We start from the raw sequence: 23,319 nt of genomic DNA on the forward strand, positions 1-23,319 counted from the left end.
CTATTCCGCCCCTGCCTGCAGCGCCTTTTCAAGCCCTGGAACAAACCCTGCACCGGTCTTCAAATCGACCTGTGACCCGACAAGGTCGTCGCCATAGGGTTCCGCTTTCCCGCCGAGGCACTTCGAAAGGAAATGCTCGGCGATCGCAGCGAAGGAAATGTTACTTTCATCCTTCGCATAGACGTGCCCCTCATCACGGTAGAAGGCATAGGTCACCGGCTTGCCGCGCGCCTTCAGCGCATCGACGATCTCCTGCGACTGATCGGGGAAAATGCGCGGATCGTTGGCGCCGTTGGTAACGAGCAGCGGCTTAGAGATCGCATCGACGCGAGAGATCGGAGACCGCCGGAGCAAATCCGCTGCACCTTCAGGCGTAGACGGATCGCCCATCCGATTGAGGAATTGCGGCTTCTGCCACGTCCACCATTCGGGCATCGAGGAGGCCAGCCGCACGAGATTGCTGGGGCCGGCCAGGTCAACGCCACACTGGAAGACATCGGGCGTGAAGCTCAGCGATACAAGCGTCGAATATCCTCCGTAAGACAACCCCATCACCGCGACGCGATCCTTCGCCGTCACGCCTTTGTCGATCGCCCACTGCACGGCATCGAGCAGGTCGTCATGCATCGTTTCGGACCATTTCCTGTCGGCCTTCGCCATGAAGGCACTTCCGAATCCGCTCGATCCGCGAAAATTCACCGATAGAACCGCATAGCCCCTGTCCGCGAGCCAGGCGTGCTGCGGATCGAACGCCAGATCGTCGCGCAGCCAAGGTCCACCGTGGACGAGGAGAACGAGCGGTGCGGGCTTCACGGGCATACCGTCCGCGCCGAGCTTCGCGCCCGTCGGAAGCGTAAGATAGCTCGGCAGGCTGAGCCCGTCGCGCGATGTGATGGTCACAGGCGTGCGGCGTGCGAGCGTCCGCTCATCAAGCGCCGGACGCATCGACACGAGCGGCGTCAGCGTTCGGCCCTTCCTGTCCCACCAGCTATAACGATCGGCGCGGTTCGGCACCGTTTCAAGGAGCAGCCAGCGGGCATTGTCGGGGGTTTGCCCCGCGATCCTGAACGGCCCCGCGACCGCCGCCTCAAGCGCCGCGAACTCGGCACGCATATCGTCCGACCGCACCGTCCATTCGTTCACGAGCGGATCTTCGCGCGTCGCGAGCAGTGCGCCGCTCTCCTCGTCAAAGAGCGGCTCCATGATATCGGCGCGCCGGGCTTCGGCCAGCAGCGTCTTTTTGCCGCTCGCGAGATCGATGGAAACGAGGTTCGCTTTGTCGCCGTCGCGGCTGTCGAGCATCGTGAGCCTGCCCGCCGCATCCAGTCCGAAAACCTTGGAATTGCGCAGCGAAACGAGTGGCATGGACATGAACTCGCTCGGTCCGGCGGGATCGAGGCGGAAATAGGTCCACGAACCGTCGGCATTCCCGCGAACGCCCATGCGGATGTTGAAATCGGGATCGGCAATGACATCGATATAGTTTGGGTCGTTGCGGAACACTTCGGTGCGCTGGCCGGTCGCAAGATCGATGCGATAGATGTCGCGATACCGCGGGTCGCGGATGTTCATGCCGACGAGGATTTCGCCGGGCCGCCGCGCCGAGATTTTTACGATCTTCGTCTGCACTGCGGGGTCGGCAGTCGCGTTGATGACCGTTTGTTTCTCGAGGTTCGCGATCCAAAGCTGGCTGTGCTCTTCGCCGCCGATATCCTTCAAGATGAGGAGGAAGCGCCCGTCCGCGCTCCACTGGAATCCGTCCGGAGGCCGGCTATCGAAACGGGTCACGGGTGTCGCCGAGGCAAGATCGTCGATCGGTGCGATCCAGATGTTGAGCACGCCGTTCAGCGGGTGGAGAAACGCGAGCGCCTTTCCATCAGGGCTGATCTGCAGTTCGGAGTAGGTCGGCGATGCGAAAAGCTCATCGCGCGGAACCAGCGTCGTCTGCTGGACAGCCTCAGCGCGTGCCCAAGCTTCCGGCAAAGCGCCGGGAACAACGCCGGCGCAGATGAGCGTGGCAGCCAGCGCCGTGCGGCGAAGGCGTAGTCGCCGCAAAACCTCGAAACCCATACCCGAAGCTCCCTGAATCAACCCCGATCCCGGCAGATGAGCGCCGGAAAAAGCGGGATGGTCCCCAATCGGCACAGATTGCCAACCGGACCCTTCCGGGGCCAATACAGATTATGGATCAATCTATGCGTACCAGGAAGCATCGCTCCGGCGCTCGATCGTATACAAGAGGAGCCCGGAAATGGCTGCAACGGATACGATGACGGGCAGATAACGATGGAAATGGCGTGGCTGGAAGATTTCGGCGCCCTCATCCGCGCAGGGAACTTCTCGCGCGCGGCATCGGTGCGCCATGTCACGCAGCCTGCCTTCAGCCGCCGCATTCGCGCGCTTGAGGAGTGGCTGGGCGTCGAGCTTGTCGATCGCAGCACCCACCAAATGGCGCTGACACCCGCCGGCAAACGCTTCGCCGTGATCGCCGAGACGGTTCTGCGCGACATCGAACACGGGCGGCGGGAGGTTCAGGAGATCGCGGGCACTTCCGCGTCGACGATCAAGATTCTCGTCACGCACGCTTTGGCCCTGAACTTCTTCCCGCAATGGCTCGCCGCCCTGCAGGCGATGTCGGATTCGGAGATCCTTATCCAGCTCACCGCCGACAACATGGGTGCATCCGAGAAGATCATGCTCAACGGCAAGGCGCATTTCTGCCTGTGCTATTTCCATCCCGGTGCCGCATCCGTTCTCGATGACGCGGGTTTTCATTCGATATCCCTCGGTGGCGACACACTCATACCCGTCAGCGCGCCGAGCGGCGTTGATCAGACCCCGCTGCACGCCCTCTCGGAGGGCGCGGGGGATGCGGTCAATCTGCTCGCTTATGGATCGGAGTCGGGCATGGGCCGCATCGTTTCGGCCACGCTCGCGGCGAATGCGATGCCGGTCAGCCTGACGCCAGTGTTCACATCGCACACGCTGGTCCTCGCGCGTATGGCAAAGGATGGAAAGGGCTTGGCCTGGCTTCCCCTGAGCATCGTTGCGGATGATCTGGCGAAAGGTTCGCTCGTCCGGGCGGGCGACGCTTTTTGGGACATTCCTGTCGATGTCCGCCTGTATCGCCCGCGCGGACGACAATCCCCATCGGCTGAAGCGTTCTGGAAACTGGCCTCGGCGTAGATGAGACGCTTACGGGACGGCATATAACCATCAGCAACGGGCATTGGCCGAGGCAATCCCGCTCTTGTTAATCGCTACCAACGAAGCGGCGCAGCCTTGCATCGCACGCGCCGCCGCGAGCCGGGATCGGGGTACCGAACTCGACCGGTATGACGGAGTTTGGAGTTTAGGGTATGAAACGGCTCGCCATTGACGCGGTGGTCTTCGACCTCCTCACCGCACTTCTGGACTCATGGTCGGTCTGGAACCGCGCAGCGGGGTCGGAAGACGATGGGCTGCGGTGGCGCCGCGCCTATCTGGAACTGACATATGGATGCGGTGCCTACCGACCCTATGAGGACCTCGTCCGCGAGGCGGCTGTGGTGGCGGGGGTAACCACATCCTCTGCCGATGCACTCGCCGCGCACTGGAATACGCTCCGCCCGTGGCCCGAGGTGCCGGCCGTGCTCGGCGATCTGAACGCCCGCGGCATCCGGCTGGGCGTCGTCACGAACTGTTCGATCACCCTGGGCCGACAAGCCGCGGAACGTGTCGGCGTGCCCTTTTCCGTCGTCGTGACGTCTGAAGAGACGGGCTATTACAAGCCGCAGCCCCAATCGTACCGCGCTGCGCTCGACCGGCTCGGCACGGACCCCGCGCGGACGCTTTTCGTCGCGGGTTCGCCCGCCGACATCCCGGGAGCCGCCGGGGTCGGGATGCCTGTTTTCTGGCACAACCGGGCAGGACTGCCATTCGTCGCCGATACGGCGCGCCCCCTTCTCATTGCCGATACGCTGCACCCGCTCGGGGAGCTCGTGTGACGGAGCCGTCAGCAATGTTCGAAGGATTGGAGACGCCGCGCCTCATTCTCGACGCGGAACGGCTGAAGCGTAACGCTGTCCACATGCGCACCCGCTGCGCCGAATTGGGCGTCACGCTGCGCCCGCATCTCAAGACCGCCAAATCGATCGACGTCGCCCGTATCGCCGCGGATGGCGGGCAAGGGCCGATCACCGTCTCGACATTGGCCGAAGCCGAATATTTCGCGGCGGCCGGCTGGCGCGACATCCTCTACACGACCGCCGTCGTTCCCGCGAAGCTCGCCCGCGCCGACCGTATTCAGCGCGCGCATGGCGCTCGGCTGCTGTTCGTCGTGGATGACCGGGATGCCGCCACGGCCATCGGGAAGGCGGCAGCATCCCTCGGCGCGCACTTCGGCATCCTCATCGAGGTCGATTGCGGCGAACACCGCAGCGGCGTCGAACCGGCTTCGGACGCGCTGGTCGAAATCGCCGACGCGATCCACGCCTGCGCGCCGCATCTGGAACTGATGGGCGTGATGACCCATGCCGGGCATTCCTATGCTTTCGACGAACCCGCACCAATCAAGGCGCTTGCCGAGGTCGAGCGGCAAGCCGCGGTGGCCTCCGCCGAATTGCTGCGCGCCCGGGGACACCCCTGCCCCATTGTCAGCGTTGGCTCCACCCCCACAGCTCTCTTCGCGGAGCATCTTTCGGGCGTGACCGAAGTGCGTGCGGGCATCTACCTGTTCTGGGATCTGTCGCAGCTCTCGCGCGGCATGTGCGCGGAGAAGGATATCGCAGTCTCGGTGCTCGCCACGGTGATCGGCCATCAGCACAGTGCTCCGAGCCTCATTCTCGACGCCGGCGCGCTCGCGCTGTCCAAGGACATTGGCGCCAACCGTTTCATGCCGGAGGCGGGCTACGGTCTGGTCTGCGATCCCGTAACGCTGGAGCGGCTGGGTTCGTTGGCGGTTACGACCGTGCATCAGGAGCATGGCGCCGTGCCGGTGCCCGATGAAAGCTGGTTCGCACGGCTGCCGATCGGCAGCATGGTCCGCATTCTGCCCAACCATGCGTGCCTGACCTGTGCGGCTTATGCTTCATACAATGTGCTACATGCCGGAAAAGCGACCGAATGGCCGCGCATCGGTGGATGGTAAGAATTTCGGAGATCAGGATGAAACGTCAAAAAATGACCGAGATACGTTGTGCGGAGGCACCTCCCCCGGGAGGGCACTACGCTCAGGCCATCCTCCACCGCGATACGCTCTACGTTTCAGGTCAACTCGGCGTTACCAGCGAAACACCCGATGCCGAAAACGTCGGCATCGCCGAGCAGGTGACGTTTGCGCTCCAAAACATCGCAGCCATTGCAGGCGTCGTGGGCGCCAACGTCGACGATATCATCCGATGCACCGTTTACGTGGCCGACATCACACATTGGAACGAAGCGAATCGCGCCTATGCAGCGTTCTTTGGCGCGCATCGCCCGGCCCGGTCCATCGTCCCGTGCGGCCCGCTCCACTACGGCGCGCTGATCGAGATTGAAGCGGTCGTCGCGGTGGGCGACTAAGGCAGCCGCCTCCCGTCAGATAACGCCGTCGTCATGCAGGCTGCTCATCTGTTGCCGGCTCATCCCCAGAACAGCGCCGTAGATTTCCTCGTTGTGCTGGCCGAGTTCAGGCCCCGCCCACGCGACCTCGCCCGGCGTTTCGGAGAGCTTGGGAAAGACGTTCTGCATCCACAGGTTCTGGAACGTCGGATGCTCCACCTTGATGATGGACTCGCGTGCCTTGAAATGCGGGTCTTCCAGCATGTCGGGTGCCTTGTAGATTTTCCCCGCCGGCACGCCGTGCGTCTCCAGGTGCGCCAGAAGATCGGCACTGGACCATGATTTCGTCCATGCGCTGATCATGTCGTCCAGTTCCACCTGATGTTCGCCGCGCGCATGATGCGTGGAGAAACGCGGATCGCTGCCGAGCTGCGGCTGCCCCATCGCTTCCGCCATGCGCTTCCACACGCTGTCCTGATTAGCCGCGATCAGGATTTCGCCGTCCGAGGTGGAATAAACGTTCGAAGGCGCGACCTTGGGGAGCGTCGCCCCCGTCCGCTCGCGCGTGAAGCCGGCTTCGGTATATTCGGGAATCGTCGATTCCATCATGGCCAACACCGCTTCGTAGATCGCGGAATCGACCACCTGCCCGTGCCCCGTACGATTCCGGTGCTGCAAGGCCATGAGTGCACCGAGACAAGCATATGTGGCGGCCAGAGAGTCTCCGATCGAAAGGCCGACGCGGCTGGGCGGGGTGGAAGGATCGCCCGCGAGGTTTCGGATACCGCCCATGGCCTCGCCGATCGACCCATAGCCGGCGCGCCGCGCATAGGGACCGGTCTGCCCGAAGCCGGTCACGCGGATCATGATCAACCCCGGATTGATAGCCGAAAGCTGCTCGTAACCGAGGTTCCACTTTTCCATCGTGCCGGTGCGAAAATTCTCGAGCAGGAAGTCCGATTTCTCCACCAGCTGCCGCACGATCTCCTGCCCGCGCGGATCGCGAAGATTGAGCGTGATGCTCTTCTTGTTGCGCGCGACGACGGGCCACCAGACCGGCTTGTTCCGCCCCCACTCGCGCATCGGATCGCCTTCGCCAGGTGCTTCGATCTTGATCACCTCGGCACCGTGATCGGCCATCAACTGTCCGCAGAAGGGCCCGGCGATGAGTTGTCCCATCTCGACAAGCCGCAACCCCTGCAACGCCCCAGACGCCATCATCAACTCCTCCGGAGCTTCCGGATCAGCATTCGCCGATCCGGAAGGCTTCCATTCTTCTTGCAGTCGCCAAGGTTAGAACTTGTACGCCAGTTCCACGCCATAGCTGCGACGGATACCCGCCGTAAGGAAGTCGCCGCCGAATTCCGGCGCGGGAATGACTTCCGCCACGTAGTTCTTGTTGAACATGTTTTCGGCAAAGGCGCTGACTGACCAGCTATCCGACTTCAGGCCAACGCGCAGGTTGAAGATGCCATAGGGATCGCGCTGCGAGTTCTTGAAGTTCGCTGCAAGCCCGAAGATCGTGGGCACGGTATTGTCCTGCACCGTGTGGAACCAGGTCTTGCCGGTGATGCGATAATCGGCGCGCACAAGCAGCGACAACGCGTCGCTGAGCGGTGCATCGATCTGGCTGCCGATGTTCAGCGTGTAATCCGCCGTGTAGGGAGACTTGTTGCCTTCCGTATACGGCCGCGCATCGTTGCGCTTGATCTTGCTGTCGGTCACGTTGAACGAGCCGAACAGCGACCAGCCGTCGATCAGGCGGAAGCTTGCCGAACCCTCGGCACCGTACAGCTCCACCTTATCGATGTTGGAAACGACGCGCAGAAGTCCGAACGGCCCCACGAAGAACTCGAAGAACTGCATGTCCTTCACGGTCGTGTGATAGCCGGCGAAATCGAATGTCAGGCGTCCATCCAGCGCCCTGCCCTTGATACCCGCCTCGAACGCGCTCGAGCGCTCCTTGCGGTAATCGTCGAAGATCGACAGGCCCGACGCGATCGTCGCGTTGAAGAAGTTGTCGATAACCGCCTGCGAACCGCCGTTGTTGAAGCCGCCCGATTTGAAGCCGATGCCCCAGTTCGCGAACAGCGAGACGTCGGGGCTGACCTTGTAGCCGAGCGTGATCTTGGGCTGCAGCTGCTTGTAGGTCTGGCTGCGGTCGGCAAGGATGCCGCTCGGGTTGTAAACCGGATCGAGACCGGGGTTCAGATAGTAATTCGCCGGCGTCGTTGCCGTGCCGTTCGGGTTCCCGGTGAGCACGTTGCCCACCCAGCGGGTGAGCCGCCCCGTCGGCACGTTGTTGCTCGTGCTGCGATCTTCGATGTCATAACGCAGAGCTACACCGATCTTGAACGCTTCGCTCACGTCATAATCGACCGAGCCGAAGGCCGCGTAGACCTTCGTCTTGAAGTTGTCGTCGACTAGCGCCTCGGTGGGGTTGGTGGGATCGGTCGTGTAGCATTCGCGAACGACACCCTGCCCCGTATCGAGACCGAGGTTGATGCAGGTTCGCCGATCGAGTGTCAGGAAATAACCGCCGAGCTGCCAGCGCAGCGAATCCGTTTCGCCGACCAGCCGCAGTTCCGCACTGAAATCCTCCTGATTGCGGCGCTGGTACTGCGTTCCGTCGCACGATGCTGGCGAGTAAGGTTGGGAACCGACGAACGCACCGCCGAGATACGCTTCATCGAACGGTGCCTGATTGACCACCGGCACCGTGCCCGCCGATGTCGCCTGGCACGTGGATTCATTCGCGAAGAATCCGAAGGCTCCGCTGGTTCCGTCGGCATAGAAGTCGTTCTTGATGTTGCTGTAGGCGACATAGCCGATCAGATCGACCGCACCCAAAGACTGCGTGAGACGCGCGGACGCCTCTATGGTCTTCTGCGTGTTCAGCGGATCGATGTTCGGCGTGAAGATGAACTTGTGATCGTTGATGTCGATATTGAACACCTTGTCGGCGCCCTCTAGCGCCGGAATCTGGAACGCCGCGTTGAACGCGATCGCGCCGCTGCGGACCTTGCCGTAGCGTGCCTTCAGATCGATTTCCGTATCGTCGCTCGGTGTGAACACGAGGCGGCCGTTCACGTTCCACCGCTCGTAATTGTCCATCGAGTCGGCTTTGGTGCTGTTGCCCGGATAGAGCGTCTTGTTGATGTCGGTCGGCAGGAAGCTGTTGCGGAAATAGCCGTCTCCCCGGCCGTAATCGCCATTGAGAACGAAGCCCACGGAGTCGCTGAGCGGACCCGAGATCAGCGCGGCGGCTTCCACCGTATTATTGTTGCCATAGCTGACGCGTCCGCTGCCTTCCAGTTCGGAGCCCGGCTTCTTGGTGGTGATGATGACAGCGCCGGCGGCGGCATTGCGGCCGTAAAGCGCGCCCTGCGGCCCTTTCAACACTTCGATCTGCTGCACCGATCCCTGATCCTGGTTCAGCGACGACGTGTTCGATTTCTGAATGCCGTCAACGACGAGCGCAACGTTGCTCTCCGCGTCGCGTGCGCCGTTGATGCCGCGGATATTGATCTGCGTGTCAGCCGCCTCGACGTTGCCGGTGACGATCGTGACACCCGGCGTCAGCTGCACGAAATCGGCCGCGACGCGGGCGCCCGTATTCTCGATGGCTTCCGCCGTCAGCACCGAAACCGCTGCCGGAACGTCCTGCAGCTTTTCGTCGAACCGGCGTGCCGTAACCACGATCTCGCCTCCGAAGGGTTCGGCGGTCTCGTTCGCCTGTTCCTGCGCGTAAGACGGCGCGGGAAGCGAAAGCACGATCGCGAATGCGGTCGTAAGACATGTTGCAAGTCTAAGTTCGGATTTTGTCATGGTATCCCCCTTGTCCCTTTCCAATGCTGTTGCCTGAACGCTCGCCTGCGAATTTTTCTGCTCTTGAAACCTCTACGCGGAATGCCGTTTGACCCATTGTTTGGAAATGATGATCCGCTGCATCTCGTTCGTTCCCTCGCCGATGCACATCAGCAGCGAATCCCGGTAATAACGTTCGATCTCGTATTCCTTCGAATAGCCGTAGCCGCCGAAGATCCGCATCGCCTCCTCGGAGTTCCGCACTGCGGCTTCGGATGCGAAATACTTCGCCATGCCGGCCTCCATGTCGCAGCGCTCGCCGCGATCGTAGGCTTCGGCAGCATCCTGGGTGAGCAACCGCGCGGCTTTTGCGCGCGTCACCATCTCGCCGATCTTGAGCTGGATGGCCTGATGCTCGCAGATCGGCTTACCCATGGTCTGGCGAACCGTCGCGTATTCGGTTGCGAGGCGCAGCGCGCCTTCGGCAAGCCCGACCCCGCGCGAAGCCACGTTGATGCGCCCGAGTTCGAGCCCGCCCGCCACCTGCAGGAATCCCTTGCCCTCTTCGCCACCAATCAGGTTCGCGGCGGGAAGCCGGTAATTGTCGAAGATCAGCTCCGCGCTGTCGATCGCGTTGTAGCCGAGCTTCTTGATCTTCTTGCCGACCTCGAAACCGCTGAGCTTGGGCGCGATGAAGAGGCTCATGCCCTTGTGGCGCGGCTGCGCGGCAGGATCGGTCTTCACCAGCAGCGCGAAGCAGCTGCCGTGGATGCCGTTCGATATCCACGTCTTGGTGCCGTTGATCACATAATCGTCACCATCGCGCACCGCCGTCGTGCGGATCGCCTGCAGGTCCGTCCCGGCGTTGGGTTCGGTCAGCGCAAGGCCGCCTCGGATTTCGCCGCTGGCGAACTTCGGAAGCCATTCCGCTTTCTGCTCCGCCGTGCCGAAACGCTCGACGGCAGCCGCCAGCATCAGATGCGAATTGAAGATGCCGGTGATCGCCATCCAGTAGGACGCGATTTTCGCGACGATCTTCACATAGGTCGTCGCTGGCAGGCCGAGACCGCCGTACTCCGGCGAGATCGTCGCGCCGAATAGGCCCATCTCCGCCATCTGCTCAACGAGCTTCGCGGGCCATTCATCGTTGTGATCGTGGTGCATCACCACGGGCCGCACTTCCTTATCGATCCAGCGATCGATGGAATGCAGCAGGACGGCCTCTTCTTCGGGGTCCATCGTTCGCGCTGTGTTGTCTGACATCTGCCGTGCCCTCAATCGTCAGCCGGGCCGAAGCCCTGCTTCCACACGAGGATCGAGCGTTCGAAGGTGCAGACGACGTCGCCCTTCTGGTTCCGTCCGGTCGTCTTCACGGTGACGATGCCCTGTTGCGGCCGCGAACCGGACTCGCGCTTGCTCAGCACCTCGCTTTCGCCATACAGCGTGTCGCCGCAGAACAGCGGATGCGTCATGCTGATGTTCGTCCAGCCGAGATTGGCCACCGCCTTCTGCGAAACGTCGCTGACGCTCATGCCGACGAGGATGGCGACCGTCAGCGGTGAACAGACCAGCGGCCGCCCGAACTCGGTCTTCGCGGCATATTCATAATCGAAATGCAGCGGATGCGTGTTCATCGTCAGCAACGTGAACCACACGTTGTCGGCGTCGGTGACCGTGCGGCCGGGCCGGTGCTCATAGATGTGCCCAACCTCGAACTCTTCGAAAAAACGCCCGAAGGTTTCCCGGAACCGTCCCGGTGCAACTTCGATGACACCCTTACGCATTACGGCTTTCTCCAAATGCGGCGAGACGCTCCAGTCGGCGCATGAACGGCACCTCCAGCATCCGGCCTTTGAACATGACGGCCTGCCCGCCAGCCGCGGCGAACGCCTGAAGCGCGGCCCGCGCCTCTTCGATGTCGGACGGCTGCGGACGCAGCACGTCCTGAATGGTCTGCACCTGCGCCGGATGGATCGCGGCCTTCGCAGAGAAGCCGAAGCTCTTCGCGCGCCGGACTTCCTCGGCAAGCCCATCCTGATCCGCGATATGGATGAACGGCACATCGATCGCGGGAACGCGCGCCCGTGCGCAGGCGATAATGAACTGTCCTCGCGCCGCCGCAAGCGGCTCCCATTCGAGCGCGACGCCAAGTTCAGCGGAAAGGTCGCCGCCGCCGAACATCATCGCGACCACAGCCTCCGCCGCCGCGATCTCCGCTGCCGCGGCAAGGCCTTTCGTGGTTTCGATCAGCGGGATGATCGCGGGAGCGCCAACGGCCTGCAGCGGCGCAAGCTCGCCTGCGCTTTCCACCATCGGCACCAGCAGCAGCGGCAGCGGCCCGGCATCCCTCAGCGCCAGCAGATCGCGCAGTCCCGCCTCGGTGCGCATGCCGTTCACGCGCACTGCGATGCGCTCTTTCGGCAGGCCGGCAAGCGCCCCGATCACCGCCGCGCGCGCCTCGGCCTTCGCGGCCGGCGGCACCGCATCCTCAAGATCGATGCAGACCAGCTCCGCGCCCGTCGCCAGCGCCTTTTCAAAACGCTCCGGCCGGTTTCCCGGAACGAACAGAAGGCAGGAGGCGGCGCGGTCCATCGATCAATGCTGCGCGTAGAATTCGAACAGGCGCTGCGAGAAACGGCTGCGCTGGTCCTTGCCCGCAAGCACGTGCGCGGCGCCTTCCATCAAGAATCCGGTCGCGTTCGGTAACGCCTCCTCGATCGGTTTGGTCGCGCGCGGGCCCGTGATGGTGTCGAGCGGCGCGTGCATGATCAGCGCGGGAATCTGCACCTGCTTCAGATCTTCGATGACATCATAGTCGATGCTTGCATCGATGAAGCGCGCGTGCGTGTCGATCTTGCCCTGCAATTCGCGCCACGGACCTTGCGGCCCGATGAGGCGATCCGCGTTGGCATTGTAGTAGTCCGCGCTGAACGAATACGCGCAGACGAGCCGCTGGAACGTCGCCCAGCCGGCATCGCGGTGAATGTCCAGAAACAACCGCAACTGGTCGGCGAGCAGCGGGTCCATCGTTGCCCACGCGCCGGTGTTCACCAGCGACCGGGCAAGATCGGGCCGCACAATGGCGATCTGCTGGCAAACGCACGCGCCGATGCCGACCATGCCGAGCAGGTGGACATTTTTCAGCCCCAGCGCATCGAGCACGGCAATCGCATCGTCGGCATAGACGCGCATGGAAATCGGCGTCTCGGGGTTGTCCGTGGAGTCCGCGATGCCGCGATAATCCATCAGGATAACCTGATAACGCTCGGCCAATCCGAACGGCAGGCCGCCGCTGTTGCCGTGGCAGAACGTACCCCAGCCGCCGAGGCAGAGGACTGGGTCACCCTCGCCAACAACTTCATAATAGATCACCGCGCCGTCGGGGCGCTTCAATTCAGGCATCTTTACGCTTTCCACTGATCGCTTGAATGACCTCGTCGAGGCCCAGAACGTCGGCGTAGCGACGCCCGACGTCGGCAAGGTTTGCCTGATGTGCGGTCATCTCCTGATCGCCGCAGCAGGGCTCCGGCACCATCACCCGGTAGCCGTATGAAAACGCGTCGACGATCGATGCGCGCACGCAGCCGCTCGTTGTGCAGCCTGTCACGATCACCGTGTCCACGCCCTGACGCGTCAGGAAGGTCTGCAGCGGCGTACCGAAAAAGATCGACGGCGCACCCTTGATGAAATGAAAGTCGGAAGGATCGGCGATGCGCGGATCAAGCTCCATGCCGGCGTCGCCGTAGAACATGTCCTTGTAGACCGAGCTGACCTTCCAGTGGCCCATGTCGCGCGGGCTGTTCCACCCGACGCTGCACGTCGCGACCGGCACGTTGTTCGCACGGGCGACCTTCAGTAGACGCGCGGTATTCTCCACGGCCTGATCGACATGGCCGGAACGGCCCATCGGATAGGCGCTATCGGTGAACGACCGCTGGAAATCGACGACCAGCACGGCCGACTGCCGGCCGAACCCGATATTGCCCTGGTCGCCATAGCCGGCCGCGGAAAAGCCCCTAGCGTCTGCCTGATCGCTCGCCATGGCTCACTCCGCCGCGTAGCGCTGGGGCATTGGCACGGCTTCGCCGCGCTTGCTGAACCACGCGGTGGCGATCGGCGACGGTTTGGGGTCGACGGGCGGATTGAGCCCGGTCTCCTCAAGGCAGCTCGCGCGCAGTTCCGCGATCGAAGGCCCGAACTCAAAGGCATTCACCTGCGGACGGTTCTTACGCATGTCTGCGCGAAGTGTCTCGGTTGCTGCATCGTCAACCACGCCGGATTCGGAAATGACCACGCCGTAGCGGCGCGCGCCCTCTGATGTGACGAGACCAGCCTCCACATCATAGGTGACGGCAGCGATATCGCGTTCCAGCGGATCACCCCAGCCGCCGCCACCCCACGTATCGAAGATCAGGCGGTCGCCGGGCTGCACGAAAATATGATCGATCTTCGACGGCAGGATTTTCTCCTCACCGCCCGCGCGGACCAGAAGCTTGCGGCTGCGCTTGCCCGGCTGTCCGCCCTTCACGCCCCACGGATAGGTTAGCCAGCGGTCGTCGTGGATGGAGATTTCGCCTTCCACGTCGAACACATATTCGGTGCGCACGCCGTTGCCGCCGCGATGCTTGCCCGCCCCGCCGGTGTCCGGCAGGGATTCGAAGCGATCGATCCGGATCGGGAAATAGGCCTCGATATATTCGTTCGGCACGTTGCGGAATTTCGGCCACAGGGAGTGGCCATCCGGCCCGTCGCCGCCGGGCTTGCCGGGGATGCCACCGAAGCCGATCTGGAACAGCAGGAACCAGTCGTTGCCCTTGTTGAAGCCCGAATACATGAAGTGCGGGCTGTCTGAAAATCCGGCGGCGACGAGGAAATCCGGGTTCGCCGAGCCAAAGAGCCCGCTGATGATGTCGAAGATGCGCCCGAGCGCATGCGTGCGTCCGTTGAGCGCCGCCGGCGCAATCGGATTGAGCAGCGTGCCCTTGGGGATGCGCACGTCGATGAGGTCGATGTAGCCGTCGTTGAGGACGATCTGCGGATCGTACACGTTCACCATGAACTGCCCGCAGAACATCTTGAACATGCGCTCGTTGAGCAGGAAGTTCACGCAGCCCGCCGATTGCGGATCGGTGCGCGAGAAATCGAAGATCAATTTGTCGCCTTCGCGCCACATCTCGCAGCCGAGCTTGTAGGGGCCATGGCCGATGGCATCGTCGCAGATCCAGTCTTCGAACACGACCTTCTTCTCGGGCATCGTCGAGACGATGAGCGCGCGCATCGCCTCGCGATTGCGCTTCAGAAGCTGGTCCTGCGCGGAGACGAGCACATCCGGCCCGAAGCGGTCCGCCATCTCGACAAGGCGCGCCGCGCCCGTGCGGCACGCCGAAAGGATCGCGAAGAAATCGGCTTCGTTCCAGTCCGGGGTGCGCGTGTTGCGCATCGCCATGCGCAGCAGGTCCTTCTGCAGCTCGCCCTTGGAGACGATCTTTACCGGCGGGATGACGATGCCTTCCTGCAACAGATCGGAAGAGGTCACCGGCATCGAAGCGGCCGTCATGCCGGAAATGTCCGACATGTGGCCGAACATCGCGGTCCAGCCGAGCAAACGCCCTTCATAGAATACGGGCATACAGAACAGCCAGTCGTTCAGGTGGCTGATTGCACCCTGGCAGGCATAGGGATCGTTGGTGAGAAGGACGTCGCCCTCGGAGACCTCCCCGTCATAATTGTCGACGAACCCGTCGACCGGCGATCCGAACTGCCCGGCGAGCATCATGCCTTCGCGGTTGGTCAGAACCGGGAAGCCGTCGCGCTGTTCGCGGATGATCGGCGAGATCGCAGTGCGGAAGAGAATGGCATCCATCTGCACACGGGCGTTCTGGAGCGCGTTCTCGATGACATCGAGCGTGACCGGATCGACATCGACCGTCGGCCAGGGCTTGGTGTTGGTTTCGATGATCCTTGCCATCTTGTGCCTCCAGTTCTCAGCGGTCGTCGCGGATGAGCAGATTGCCGACGGTGTCGACCGTCGCGTGGCTGCCGGGCAGGATGAGCGTGGTGGAATCAAGCTCGGTGACGATGGCCGGGCCGTTCACACGGTCCCCGGCGAGTAGCTTGCGCCTGTCGTAGATCGTCGCCTCGTGCCACGCGCCGCTGTCGAAGATGCGTGTGCTGTGAACGGCGGCGCGTGCCGGGTCGCCGTCGCCTTCCGCCAGGGCAAGCTGGCCGACATTCGCGCCCGGCCCCTGTGCGATGACGCGCAGATTGACCAGCTCTTTGCCCTTGTCGAGGCTGAAGCTGAACATCTGCTCGTGGAGATGATCGAACCGCTCGGCGGCTTTGGCGAGGCCGTGCTCGGTGAACTCGGCAGGCGGCAGCGAAACGGTGATATCCGCAGATTGGCCAGCATAGCGCAGATCCACCTGATAGATAATCTCCTGCGCGTCCTCGGGGATCCCCTCGACGTCGAGCGTGGCGCGAACGCGCTCCTCAAGCTCATCGAGCAGTCCCCGCAGTTCAGCAAGGTCGATACCGTCCACCGGACGGATCATCGTGCGTGCCGCTTCATCGCGAAGACGCGTCGTTGCGTCACCCGCAGCGCACAGCACGCCAGGCCCACGCGGCACGATGACCGGCCATGCCTGCAGCAACCGCCCGAGCGCATTGGCGTGGAGCGGCCCTGCGCCGCCGAAGGCCATCAGCGAGAAGTTGCGCGGATCGTAGCCCTGCTCGACCGACACAAGCCTGAGGGCGCCGAACATGTTCTCGTTGACGATGCGGATGATACCTTCCGCAGCCGTCTCGAGCCCAAGCCCAAGCGCATCGGCGATCTTTTGGACGGCCTGCTGCGCGAGATCACGGCGAATGACCATGTCACCGCCAAGGCGCGCATCCGCCGGCAGATAGCCGAGCACGACGTTGGCATCGGTGACGGTCGGCTCCGTGCCGCCCTTGTCGTAGGCCGCCGGACCCGGGACTGCGCCTGCCGACTGGGGACCGACACGGAGCGCCTTGGTAAGCTCGGGAACGGTCGCGATGGAACCGCCGCCGGCGCCCACTGTGCGCACGTCCACCGAAGACGCGCGAACGACAACGTCATGCACGACCGTCTCGCGGCGCACCTGCGCCTCGCCGCCCTCGACGAGACAGACGTCGGTCGACGTGCCGCCCATGTCGAAGGTGATGATGTTGGGGAAGCCCGCCTGCTTCGCGACCCAGATCGCGCCGGCGACACCGCCCGCGGGGCCGGACATCAGCAGGTTGACCGGGAAGTCGGCCGCGGAGGCCGCCGTCGCGAGGCCGCCGTCCGAACGCAGGATCGAGAGCTTCACCTCGCCGGTCGTGCGCGCCTCGAGGTTGTTCTTGAGGTTGGAGACGTAGCGCGACACCACCGGCTTCACGAACGCGTTGGCCACCGTGGTGATCGCGCGCTCATACTCCTGCATTTCCGGCAGCGTGTCGGAAGACACGGAGATCGAAATGTCGGGAAGCTCCTCGCGGACGATCTCCTCGACACGCTTCTCGTGCGCGGCATTCACATAGGAGTTCATCAGCGAAATGGTGATGGAGCCGACGCCGCTGCCCTTGAAGCGCTGAAGGTCCGCGCGCAGGCGGGCCTCGTCTAGCGGGCAGACGACCTCGCCGCTGGCGCTGATCCGTTCGGAGACCTCCAGCGTGTGCTTCAGGGCCGCCATCGGCTTGCCCTTCACGAAATTGATCCACCCCGAAAGCGCGCCGGGTACGAAGCCGCGCGCCAGATGCAGAACCTGCCGGTAGCCTTCGGTGACGATCAGACCGACCGACGCGCCATTGCCGGTCAGCACCGCATTCGTCGCGACCGTGGTGCCGTGCATCACATGCGTGATGTCCGCCATGTCCAGGCTGTTTTCGCGGCAGGCTTTCTCGATTCCGGCGATCACCGCTTCCGAAGGATCGGCCGGCGTCGAAGGCACCTTGGCCGTGTAGGTCCGGCTGGCCCCTTCATCGAGCAAGAAAATATCCGTGAACGTCCCACCGACGTCCACTCCAACCCGAAGACCCATGCCACTCCCTCCACTCGCGAAACGGATTTCATCGTGCCGGCGCCCTCCCAGGGCCAGGCCGCACATGTCGCGCAGTCCGTAAGCTGACAAAGGGCGGCAGGCAGGTCAATGGAAAAGTTCGAACTTTTAATTTGGTTAGTTTGATTTATTGAATTCTTGTGCTTTTCGAGCCAAGTACGAACCGCTGACGCGGGCCATGCCGGCGGCAACGAAGGAGAACGGAGTGAGCAAGGTGAGCGCCGGACGACGCCCGAGGTATGAAGGGGTTTATACAGAGCTGCGCGAGCGCATCGATTCGGGCGAATTCGCCGTTGGCTCACCCTTCCCCACCGAGGTGCAACTGTGCGCCGAACTCGGATCGAGTCGCTATGCGGTGCGGGGCGCGCTCCTGCAGCTCGAAGAGGAAGGTCTACTGAGCCGCCGCCGGGGCGCGGGCACAACGGTGTTGCGCCACACGCCGATCCAGACCTTCCGCCACGCCATCGGCTCCCGCGCCGATCTCCTCCACTATGCGCACGCCACGCACATGCAGTGGGAAGCGCGCGAACGCCTGAGCGCGGACGGGCAGCTCGCCCGTTTGCTCGGCTGCGACGAGATGCGCGAATGGCATACGATGCAGGGCGTGCGTTATGACGACCACGACATGCCCCTGTGCATCGTGCGTGTGTACGTGGACGTCACGCGTGCGGTGCTGCCCGACGTAGACGGATTTTCGGACGAACCCGTCTACGAATGGCTGCACCGCGTTCACGGCATCAAGCCGTCGGGCCTGTCGCAGGATATCCGCGCCAAGATGCTCACGCCCGCCGAAGCGGGCAAGCTCGGCGAACCGATTGGCGTTTCCGCGCTGCAGATCATCCGGCGCTATTTCGATGCCGGCAACAGCATCTACCTGATCTCGGTGAACACGTTCCGTTCGCGCGATTTCGTCTACAACATGCGCCTCGAACTGAAGGACTGAGCTTCAGCCGCGCGCCCAGCCCGTGGCGCGGATCGCGGCGCCGTCCGCGTCCAGCGTCGGCGCGCACAAATGCACCTCGCCGGGTTCGTCCGCGAACTTCACGGGCGTGCCGACCACGCGGCCGCCGATCCCGTCATCGATCAGCATCTCGCGGGCGGCAGCGTGCGGGTGATCGAAACCTTCCGCCATGTCCAGCACCGGCGCCCAGCTGACCTCCACGGTCGGCAGGAATGTGCTCCAGTCGTCAAAGTCGCGCGCCTTGAATATCTGCCGAAGCTCCCCGATCAGCTGCTGCTGAACAGGCCCCGGCTCGGCCTCGGCAAGCGGGATCAGTTCCTCCCGGCCAAGCGCCGTGAGCAATGCCCTCGCGAACTTCATTTCGCGGCCCGTGAGCGCGATGAAGCGGCCATCGCGCGTCTCGTACAGATTATAGAAGGCCGAGCCGCCGATGGACCTGTGCGTCCGCGTCGTCGGCGACAGGCCGCCGCCCAGCACCGGGCCGGACAGATGCGCCGTCCACGCTATCAGGGCGTCGTACATGGAGGCATCGACGATATCCCCGCGTCCCGTCTCGGTCCGCCGGTGAAGCGCCATCAGCACCCCGACGAGGCCCGTCAGCGCGCTCCCCATGTCGGCGGACGGCAGTCCAGGCACTACCGGACGCCCATCGCCATTGTCATTGATCGCCAGAAAGCCGGTGTAGGCCTGCGCGCCCATGTCGTGGCTCGCCTTGTAGGAGAGCGGGCCGGACTGCCCGAACGCCGACAGCGAACAATAGATGAGGCGCGGGTTCCGCGCGCAAAGCGTCTGCGCGTCGAAGCCCAGCTTCGCGGCGACGCCGGGCCGGAAGCCTTCGACGAAGACATCGGCTTCGTCCGCCAGGCGCAGCAGTACCGCCAGGTCCTCGGGCTTCTTGAGGTCGAGAACGATGCTGCGCTTGCCGCGGTGAACGTTCTTGAACCAGATCGAAAGCCCCTCGGCATCATAGGGCCCGAAGGCGCGGCTCGGCTCGCCGCCCGGCGGTTCGATGCGAATGACGTCTGCGCCGTGATCGGCCATGATCTGCGTCATCACCGGTCCCGGCAGGAACATGCTGAGATCGACGACCTTGATACCTTCAAGCTTCACGACTTCCCCTTTCAGGCAGCGTCAGCGGGAAAGCGCCCCCGCAGCGCCGGACCATCCGCATCCAACCCGGGCGCGGCCCGCTGCGCCAGACGCGCACCGTCGAAACGCAGCGGGTTGGCGAACATCCTGAGCGTGCGGCCGGCGGGATGCGGCACGTCCTGCACCATGCCGACCTCGGCCACGAACGGATTGTCGATGGCTCCGTCCAGCGATTCCACGGGCGCCGCCGGAATCTGGCCTTGCAGGATCTGCATCCACTCTGCGCGCGTCCGCGTCATGAACGCCGCGTCCAGCACCTCGGTGAGCATGTCGCGGTTCTCGCGGCGGCTGGCCAGATCGGCGAAGCGCGGGTCGGCGCCGAGGTCCGGACGGCCGATCAGCCTGACGAGGATTTCCCAGAATTTCTGGTTCATGCAGCAGATGTAGAGCCAGCCGTCCGCCGTCTTGTACAGTTGCACCGGCGCAGTCGAAGGGTGCGCTGAACGCGGCGTCTGCGGCGTGATGATGCCTTCGTTCAAATACCAGGTGCCCTGATACGCGAGCTGGTGGAGCGCCGCGTCGAACAGCGAAACGTCCACATCCATGCCGATGCCGCTGCGCTCCGCGCCCCGGATCGCGCTGACGAGGCCGAATGCCATCATCATGCCGGTCATGTAGTCGACCATCGAGAGGCCCACTCGGGTCGGCGGGCTGCCGGGGTCGCCGGTCAGTGCCATGAAGCCCGCCTCCGCCTGCATCAGGAAATCATAACCCGGCCAGTCGGCGCGCGATCCGGTGCGGCCATAGGCGGAAATGTGGCCACAGACGATGCGCGGGTTGACCGCCGAGAGCGCCGCATGATCCAGCCCCAGTTTCGCGGGCAGGCTGCCGCGCAGGTTGTTCACGACCGCGTGCGATGTGGCGACCAGCCGGTGCAGCAGCGCCCGGTCGGTGTCGGCCTTCAGATCGAGGATGAGGCTGCGCTTGTTGAGGTTGAAGCACTGGTAGTAAAGGCTGTCGGCCTCGCCCAGCGTCAGCGGCCCGGTCTTGCGGGCATAATCGCCGTCCGCGCCTTCGACCTTCACGACATCGGCGCCCAGATCGGCAAGGAACATCGTCGCATATGGCGCGGCGCCATATTGCTCGAAACTTATGATTTTCAGGCCTTCGAGTGGCAACGCAGTCATGAGCCCTCCCCTTTCGCGGGCGGAGACTGCCGAAAAGGCTGGGGACAATCAATACAAATGTTCGAACTTTTAATCGTGATTGATCGGACAGCGCCGACGTTGATGCTCTGTGGCCTCCTCGAAGGCCTGCGCCACACGGAACAGCATGGCCTCTGCGCGCCAGGAAGCGGTGAGCTGCAGTCCGATGGGCAGGTTCCGGCGATCGAGGCCGCACGGCACGCTCAGCGACGGCACACCGGCGGCGCCGAGATCATAGGTGTTGCGCGCCACGAGGCGCGTCGTCGCCACCATGTCCGCAGCCTCGGCCCAAAGCGGTGCGGTGACGGGCGTCGTCGGCGTGAGCAGCACATCGATCCCGGCGGCGAACGTCTCGCGAAGCGTCCGCTGGAACTGCTGGAGAAGGCGGATGCAATGCGCGTAATCGGCACCGCTCACCTGATGCCCCAGTTCTATGCGCCGCCGGACTTCCGCGCCGATCCGATCCGCATGTTCGGGGTACACATCGCGGCGCGCATCGGCGACATCGGCGAGCACGAACCGGAACGCGCCGCCCGTACGCAGAGTTTCAGCCTCTCCAAGCGGCACGTCGACGAGCGTGCAGCCCAGCCGTTCCAACACGGCTGCGGCTTCATCCACCGCGCGTGCCACGCAGTCCTGCAAATCCTCGTAGAAGAACGACCGCGGTAGCCCGACACGCAAACCTTTCACGCCGCCATCCATTCCTTCCAGCAGCGGCGCCGGGTCCGCGAAAGACAAGGGATCGCGCGGATCATAGCCCGCGATGGCTGCATACAGCCGCGCGGCATCCGCCACGGTGGCGCCGAACGGCCCGACCACATCGCAGATCGTGCTGACATCCAGCACGCCATGATTCGAAACGCGCCCCAATGTCGGCCGCAGCCCCACGACACCGCACAGCGCGGCGGGCACGCGCACCGAGCCGCCCGTGTCCGTGCCGATCGCCGCGGGCACGATCCCGGCACCCACGGCGGCCGCCGATCCGCTGCTCGATCCGCCCGTGATGCGCGCGGTGTCCCATGGATTGCGACAGTTGCCGAAGGTGGCGTTTTCTCCGGTCGCGCCGAAGCAGAACTCGGTGAGGTGCGATTTCCCGAGCAGCGTGGCACCGGCATCGAGCAGGCGACGCACCACCTCGGCATCTTCGGCCGCCGGCGCCGCATCCCGATAGACCGCCGAGCCGTGCGTCGTCGGGCGGCCCTGCCAGTCGATGCAGTCCTTCACCAGAACCGGCACGCCGCCGAGCGGGCCAACACCGGCCTTCGCCTCGCGGTCGAGCCACAGCACGGCGTTGACCGACGGATTGACCCGGTCGGCTGCGTCCAGCGCCCGTGCGATCACTGTCTCATCCCGCATCTTCATCCTCCGCAGCGTCTCGGTCGTACCAGTAGCGCCGCACTCCCGCCGATCAGCAACACGACGCTGACAAGCGCGAACGTCCGGCCATAACTCCCCATGATCTCATAGAGCAGCGCAAAGCTCGCCGGCCCGACCATGACACCGGCAAAGACATAGACGAGCGTGCTCCCCATCACGCTGCCGACCTCGGCGGGCGCGGCGTGGCGGAGCACCTCCGCCATCGCGACGCCATTCCAGCCATTCAGGCAGAAGCCGAGGAAACACAGCAACGCGACCTGCATGTATGCTGGAAAGTCCGCGAGCCACGGCAACAGCAGCAGACCCGCGGCGCTGCCGAGGCCAACGAACGCCAGCACGCGAAACCCGGACCCGAACCGGTCGGCCAAAACGCCCCAGCAAAGCCGCCCCAGCACGCCGAAGGCCTGCACGCCCGCCGCAGCGGACGCAGCATGAAGCAGCCGCCACCCGCAATCCGCGGTCAGCATCAATACGGTGAAGGTGGAAAGCGTCAGCTGAACTGAAGAGTAGAGGAAACCGATGATCGTCAGCACGCGCAGGTCGCCGCGCCGCCAGATCAGCCGCTGCTCTTTCAACAGACCGCGCAGCAACGGCGCCTCGTTTCGCGGCGGCGTGTGCGGCACCTTGTGGCCCGCCAGGACGGCGAGCACAGCGCACGGCAGCAGCGCCATCAGGACAAACGCTGCGCGCCAGCCGATCACCGTGTCAAGCAACGGCAACGCAATACTCACCAGCACCACGCCAAGCGGCGCCGCCGCCTGCTTGATCGAAAACACGACGTTCCGCCGGTTAAGGGGCGTAACGGCGCTCAGGATCTGAGACGAAGCCGGATTCTGGAACCCATAGGCAAAGCCGATGAGCAGAGAGGCGATCACGCCGACGGAGATGTTGGCCGTTGCCAGCCCAAGCAGCCCCAGCGCGAACATGCCCATTCCGAACTGTTCGGTGCGCACGGCACCCAAACTGCGGATCAGCGTGCCAGCCAATACGGATCCAAACGCGCCGGACGTGAAAAGCAGGCTCACCTGATAGCCGACGACATGGGCCTCCACGCCAAAATCGGCAGCAACACGCGGCGCGATGGGCGGCAGCACCAGCGCCGTGCTGGTTGCCAGCAACTGCACGAGCACAGTCAGGATCAGCGCTTTGCCGAGGCTGTCAGCAACCGAACGCGGATTTTGTTCGAACAAATCTTGGCCCATGCCCCCGCATAAGACGAGTTTGTCGCAAAGGCCAAGATGATTTGCCGGCAAGGATCACGACGCCATTCGCACGGTCAGCGAAAAATGAACGTCCACGG

The 23,319-nt window shown here is 63.7% G+C and carries 20 protein-coding genes; 5 read left to right on the forward strand and 15 right to left on the reverse strand.

What is annotated here, in order from left to right; translation table 11 throughout:
* Nucleotides 1-2,070, reverse strand: coding sequence for an alpha/beta fold hydrolase (locus ACE3TJ_RS02580; RefSeq protein WP_374593553.1), 2,070 nt, complete (start codon nt 2,068-2,070; stop codon nt 1-3).
* 123 nt (nt 2,071-2,193) lie between these two features.
* Nucleotides 2,194-2,445 carry a hypothetical protein gene (locus ACE3TJ_RS02585; RefSeq protein ID WP_374599474.1) on the reverse strand — a complete coding sequence of 84 codons (252 nt, stop codon included), beginning with the start codon at nt 2,443-2,445 and terminating at the stop codon, nt 2,194-2,196.
* Here ACE3TJ_RS02585 and ACE3TJ_RS02590 point away from each other — a divergent pair.
* From ACE3TJ_RS02590 to ACE3TJ_RS02605, 4 genes are all read left to right on the forward strand, one after another.
* A complete protein-coding gene (locus tag ACE3TJ_RS02590) occupies nt 2,356-3,186 on the forward strand; it encodes a LysR family transcriptional regulator (RefSeq protein WP_374599279.1) in 831 nt (276 codons plus the stop codon). The two genes, ACE3TJ_RS02585 and ACE3TJ_RS02590, sit on opposite strands and share 90 nt — an antisense overlap.
* A 173-nt stretch (nt 3,187-3,359) precedes the next feature.
* Nucleotides 3,360-3,986, forward strand: coding sequence for an HAD family hydrolase (locus tag ACE3TJ_RS02595; RefSeq protein ID WP_374593555.1), 627 nt, complete (start codon nt 3,360-3,362; stop codon nt 3,984-3,986).
* A gap of 14 nt (nt 3,987-4,000) precedes the next feature.
* Nucleotides 4,001-5,128 carry an alanine racemase gene (locus tag ACE3TJ_RS02600; RefSeq protein WP_374593557.1) on the forward strand — a complete coding sequence of 376 codons (1,128 nt, stop codon included), beginning with the start codon at nt 4,001-4,003 and terminating at the stop codon, nt 5,126-5,128.
* A gap of 32 nt (nt 5,129-5,160) precedes the next feature.
* Complete coding sequence (locus ACE3TJ_RS02605; RefSeq protein ID WP_374593559.1) at nt 5,161-5,541, forward strand: RidA family protein; 381 nt, start codon at nt 5,161-5,163, stop codon at nt 5,539-5,541.
* A gap of 15 nt (nt 5,542-5,556) precedes the next feature.
* Here ACE3TJ_RS02605 and ACE3TJ_RS02610 read toward each other — a convergent pair whose 3' ends face one another.
* The 9 genes from ACE3TJ_RS02610 to ACE3TJ_RS02650 all read right to left on the reverse strand — a co-directional run bounded on the left by ACE3TJ_RS02610 (nt 5,557) and on the right by ACE3TJ_RS02650 (nt 17,369).
* The gene (locus tag ACE3TJ_RS02610) at nt 5,557-6,738 is read right to left on the reverse strand and encodes a CaiB/BaiF CoA transferase family protein (RefSeq protein WP_374593561.1); all 1,182 of its coding nucleotides are present in this window, start codon (nt 6,736-6,738) and stop codon (nt 5,557-5,559) included.
* Between the two features lie 75 nt (nt 6,739-6,813).
* Nucleotides 6,814-9,348, reverse strand: a complete 2,535-nt coding sequence (locus ACE3TJ_RS02615; RefSeq protein WP_374593563.1) for a TonB-dependent receptor — start codon at nt 9,346-9,348, stop codon at nt 6,814-6,816.
* A gap of 72 nt (nt 9,349-9,420) precedes the next feature.
* Complete coding sequence (locus tag ACE3TJ_RS02620; RefSeq protein ID WP_374593565.1) at nt 9,421-10,590, reverse strand: acyl-CoA dehydrogenase family protein; 1,170 nt, start codon at nt 10,588-10,590, stop codon at nt 9,421-9,423.
* 11 nt (nt 10,591-10,601) lie between these two features.
* On the reverse strand, nt 10,602-11,111 hold the full coding sequence (locus ACE3TJ_RS02625; protein ID WP_374593567.1) for a MaoC family dehydratase: 510 nt from the start codon (nt 11,109-11,111) through the stop codon (nt 10,602-10,604).
* Nucleotides 11,104-11,919, reverse strand: coding sequence for a CoA ester lyase (locus ACE3TJ_RS02630; RefSeq protein ID WP_374593569.1), 816 nt, complete (start codon nt 11,917-11,919; stop codon nt 11,104-11,106). The genes ACE3TJ_RS02625 and ACE3TJ_RS02630 overlap by 8 nt, the downstream gene beginning before the upstream one ends.
* A 3-nt stretch (nt 11,920-11,922) precedes the next feature.
* Nucleotides 11,923-12,729 carry an alpha/beta fold hydrolase gene (locus ACE3TJ_RS02635; protein WP_374593571.1) on the reverse strand — a complete coding sequence of 269 codons (807 nt, stop codon included), beginning with the start codon at nt 12,727-12,729 and terminating at the stop codon, nt 11,923-11,925.
* On the reverse strand, nt 12,722-13,369 hold the full coding sequence (locus ACE3TJ_RS02640; RefSeq protein ID WP_374593573.1) for an isochorismatase family protein: 648 nt from the start codon (nt 13,367-13,369) through the stop codon (nt 12,722-12,724). Before ACE3TJ_RS02640 ends, ACE3TJ_RS02635 begins: the two co-directional genes overlap by 8 nt.
* Nucleotides 13,370-13,372: 3 nt before the next feature.
* On the reverse strand, nt 13,373-15,295 hold the full coding sequence (locus ACE3TJ_RS02645) for a hydantoinase B/oxoprolinase family protein (protein ID WP_374593575.1): 1,923 nt from the start codon (nt 15,293-15,295) through the stop codon (nt 13,373-13,375).
* A 16-nt stretch (nt 15,296-15,311) separates the two neighbouring features.
* A complete protein-coding gene (locus ACE3TJ_RS02650) occupies nt 15,312-17,369 on the reverse strand; it encodes a hydantoinase/oxoprolinase family protein (protein WP_374593577.1) in 2,058 nt (685 codons plus the stop codon).
* A 223-nt stretch (nt 17,370-17,592) separates the two neighbouring features.
* On the opposite strand from ACE3TJ_RS02650, the gene ACE3TJ_RS02655 reads away from it, so the two are divergent.
* Nucleotides 17,593-18,330, forward strand: a complete 738-nt coding sequence (locus tag ACE3TJ_RS02655) for a GntR family transcriptional regulator (RefSeq protein ID WP_374593579.1) — start codon at nt 17,593-17,595, stop codon at nt 18,328-18,330.
* A gap of 3 nt (nt 18,331-18,333) precedes the next feature.
* Here the strand turns inward: ACE3TJ_RS02655 and ACE3TJ_RS02660 are convergent, their stop codons facing one another.
* The 4 genes from ACE3TJ_RS02660 to ACE3TJ_RS02675 form a co-directional block, all read right to left on the reverse strand.
* Entirely contained in the window at nt 18,334-19,458 is a 1,125-nt protein-coding gene (locus ACE3TJ_RS02660; RefSeq protein ID WP_374593581.1) for a CaiB/BaiF CoA transferase family protein, read from the reverse strand.
* 11 nt (nt 19,459-19,469) lie between these two features.
* Nucleotides 19,470-20,624, reverse strand: a complete 1,155-nt coding sequence (locus ACE3TJ_RS02665; RefSeq protein ID WP_374593583.1) for a CaiB/BaiF CoA transferase family protein — start codon at nt 20,622-20,624, stop codon at nt 19,470-19,472.
* 69 nt (nt 20,625-20,693) lie between these two features.
* Nucleotides 20,694-21,998 (reverse strand): amidase, encoded by a 1,305-nt coding sequence (locus ACE3TJ_RS02670; protein ID WP_374593585.1) that lies wholly within the window; start codon nt 21,996-21,998, stop codon nt 20,694-20,696.
* A gap of 2 nt (nt 21,999-22,000) precedes the next feature.
* Nucleotides 22,001-23,221 carry an MFS transporter gene (locus ACE3TJ_RS02675; RefSeq protein WP_374593587.1) on the reverse strand — a complete coding sequence of 407 codons (1,221 nt, stop codon included), beginning with the start codon at nt 23,219-23,221 and terminating at the stop codon, nt 22,001-22,003.
* Nucleotides 23,222-23,319: the final 98 nt, after the last annotated feature.

This window comes from Sphingosinicella sp., assembly GCF_041916975.1.
GTDB lineage: Bacteria > Pseudomonadota > Alphaproteobacteria > Sphingomonadales > Sphingomonadaceae > Sphingosinicella.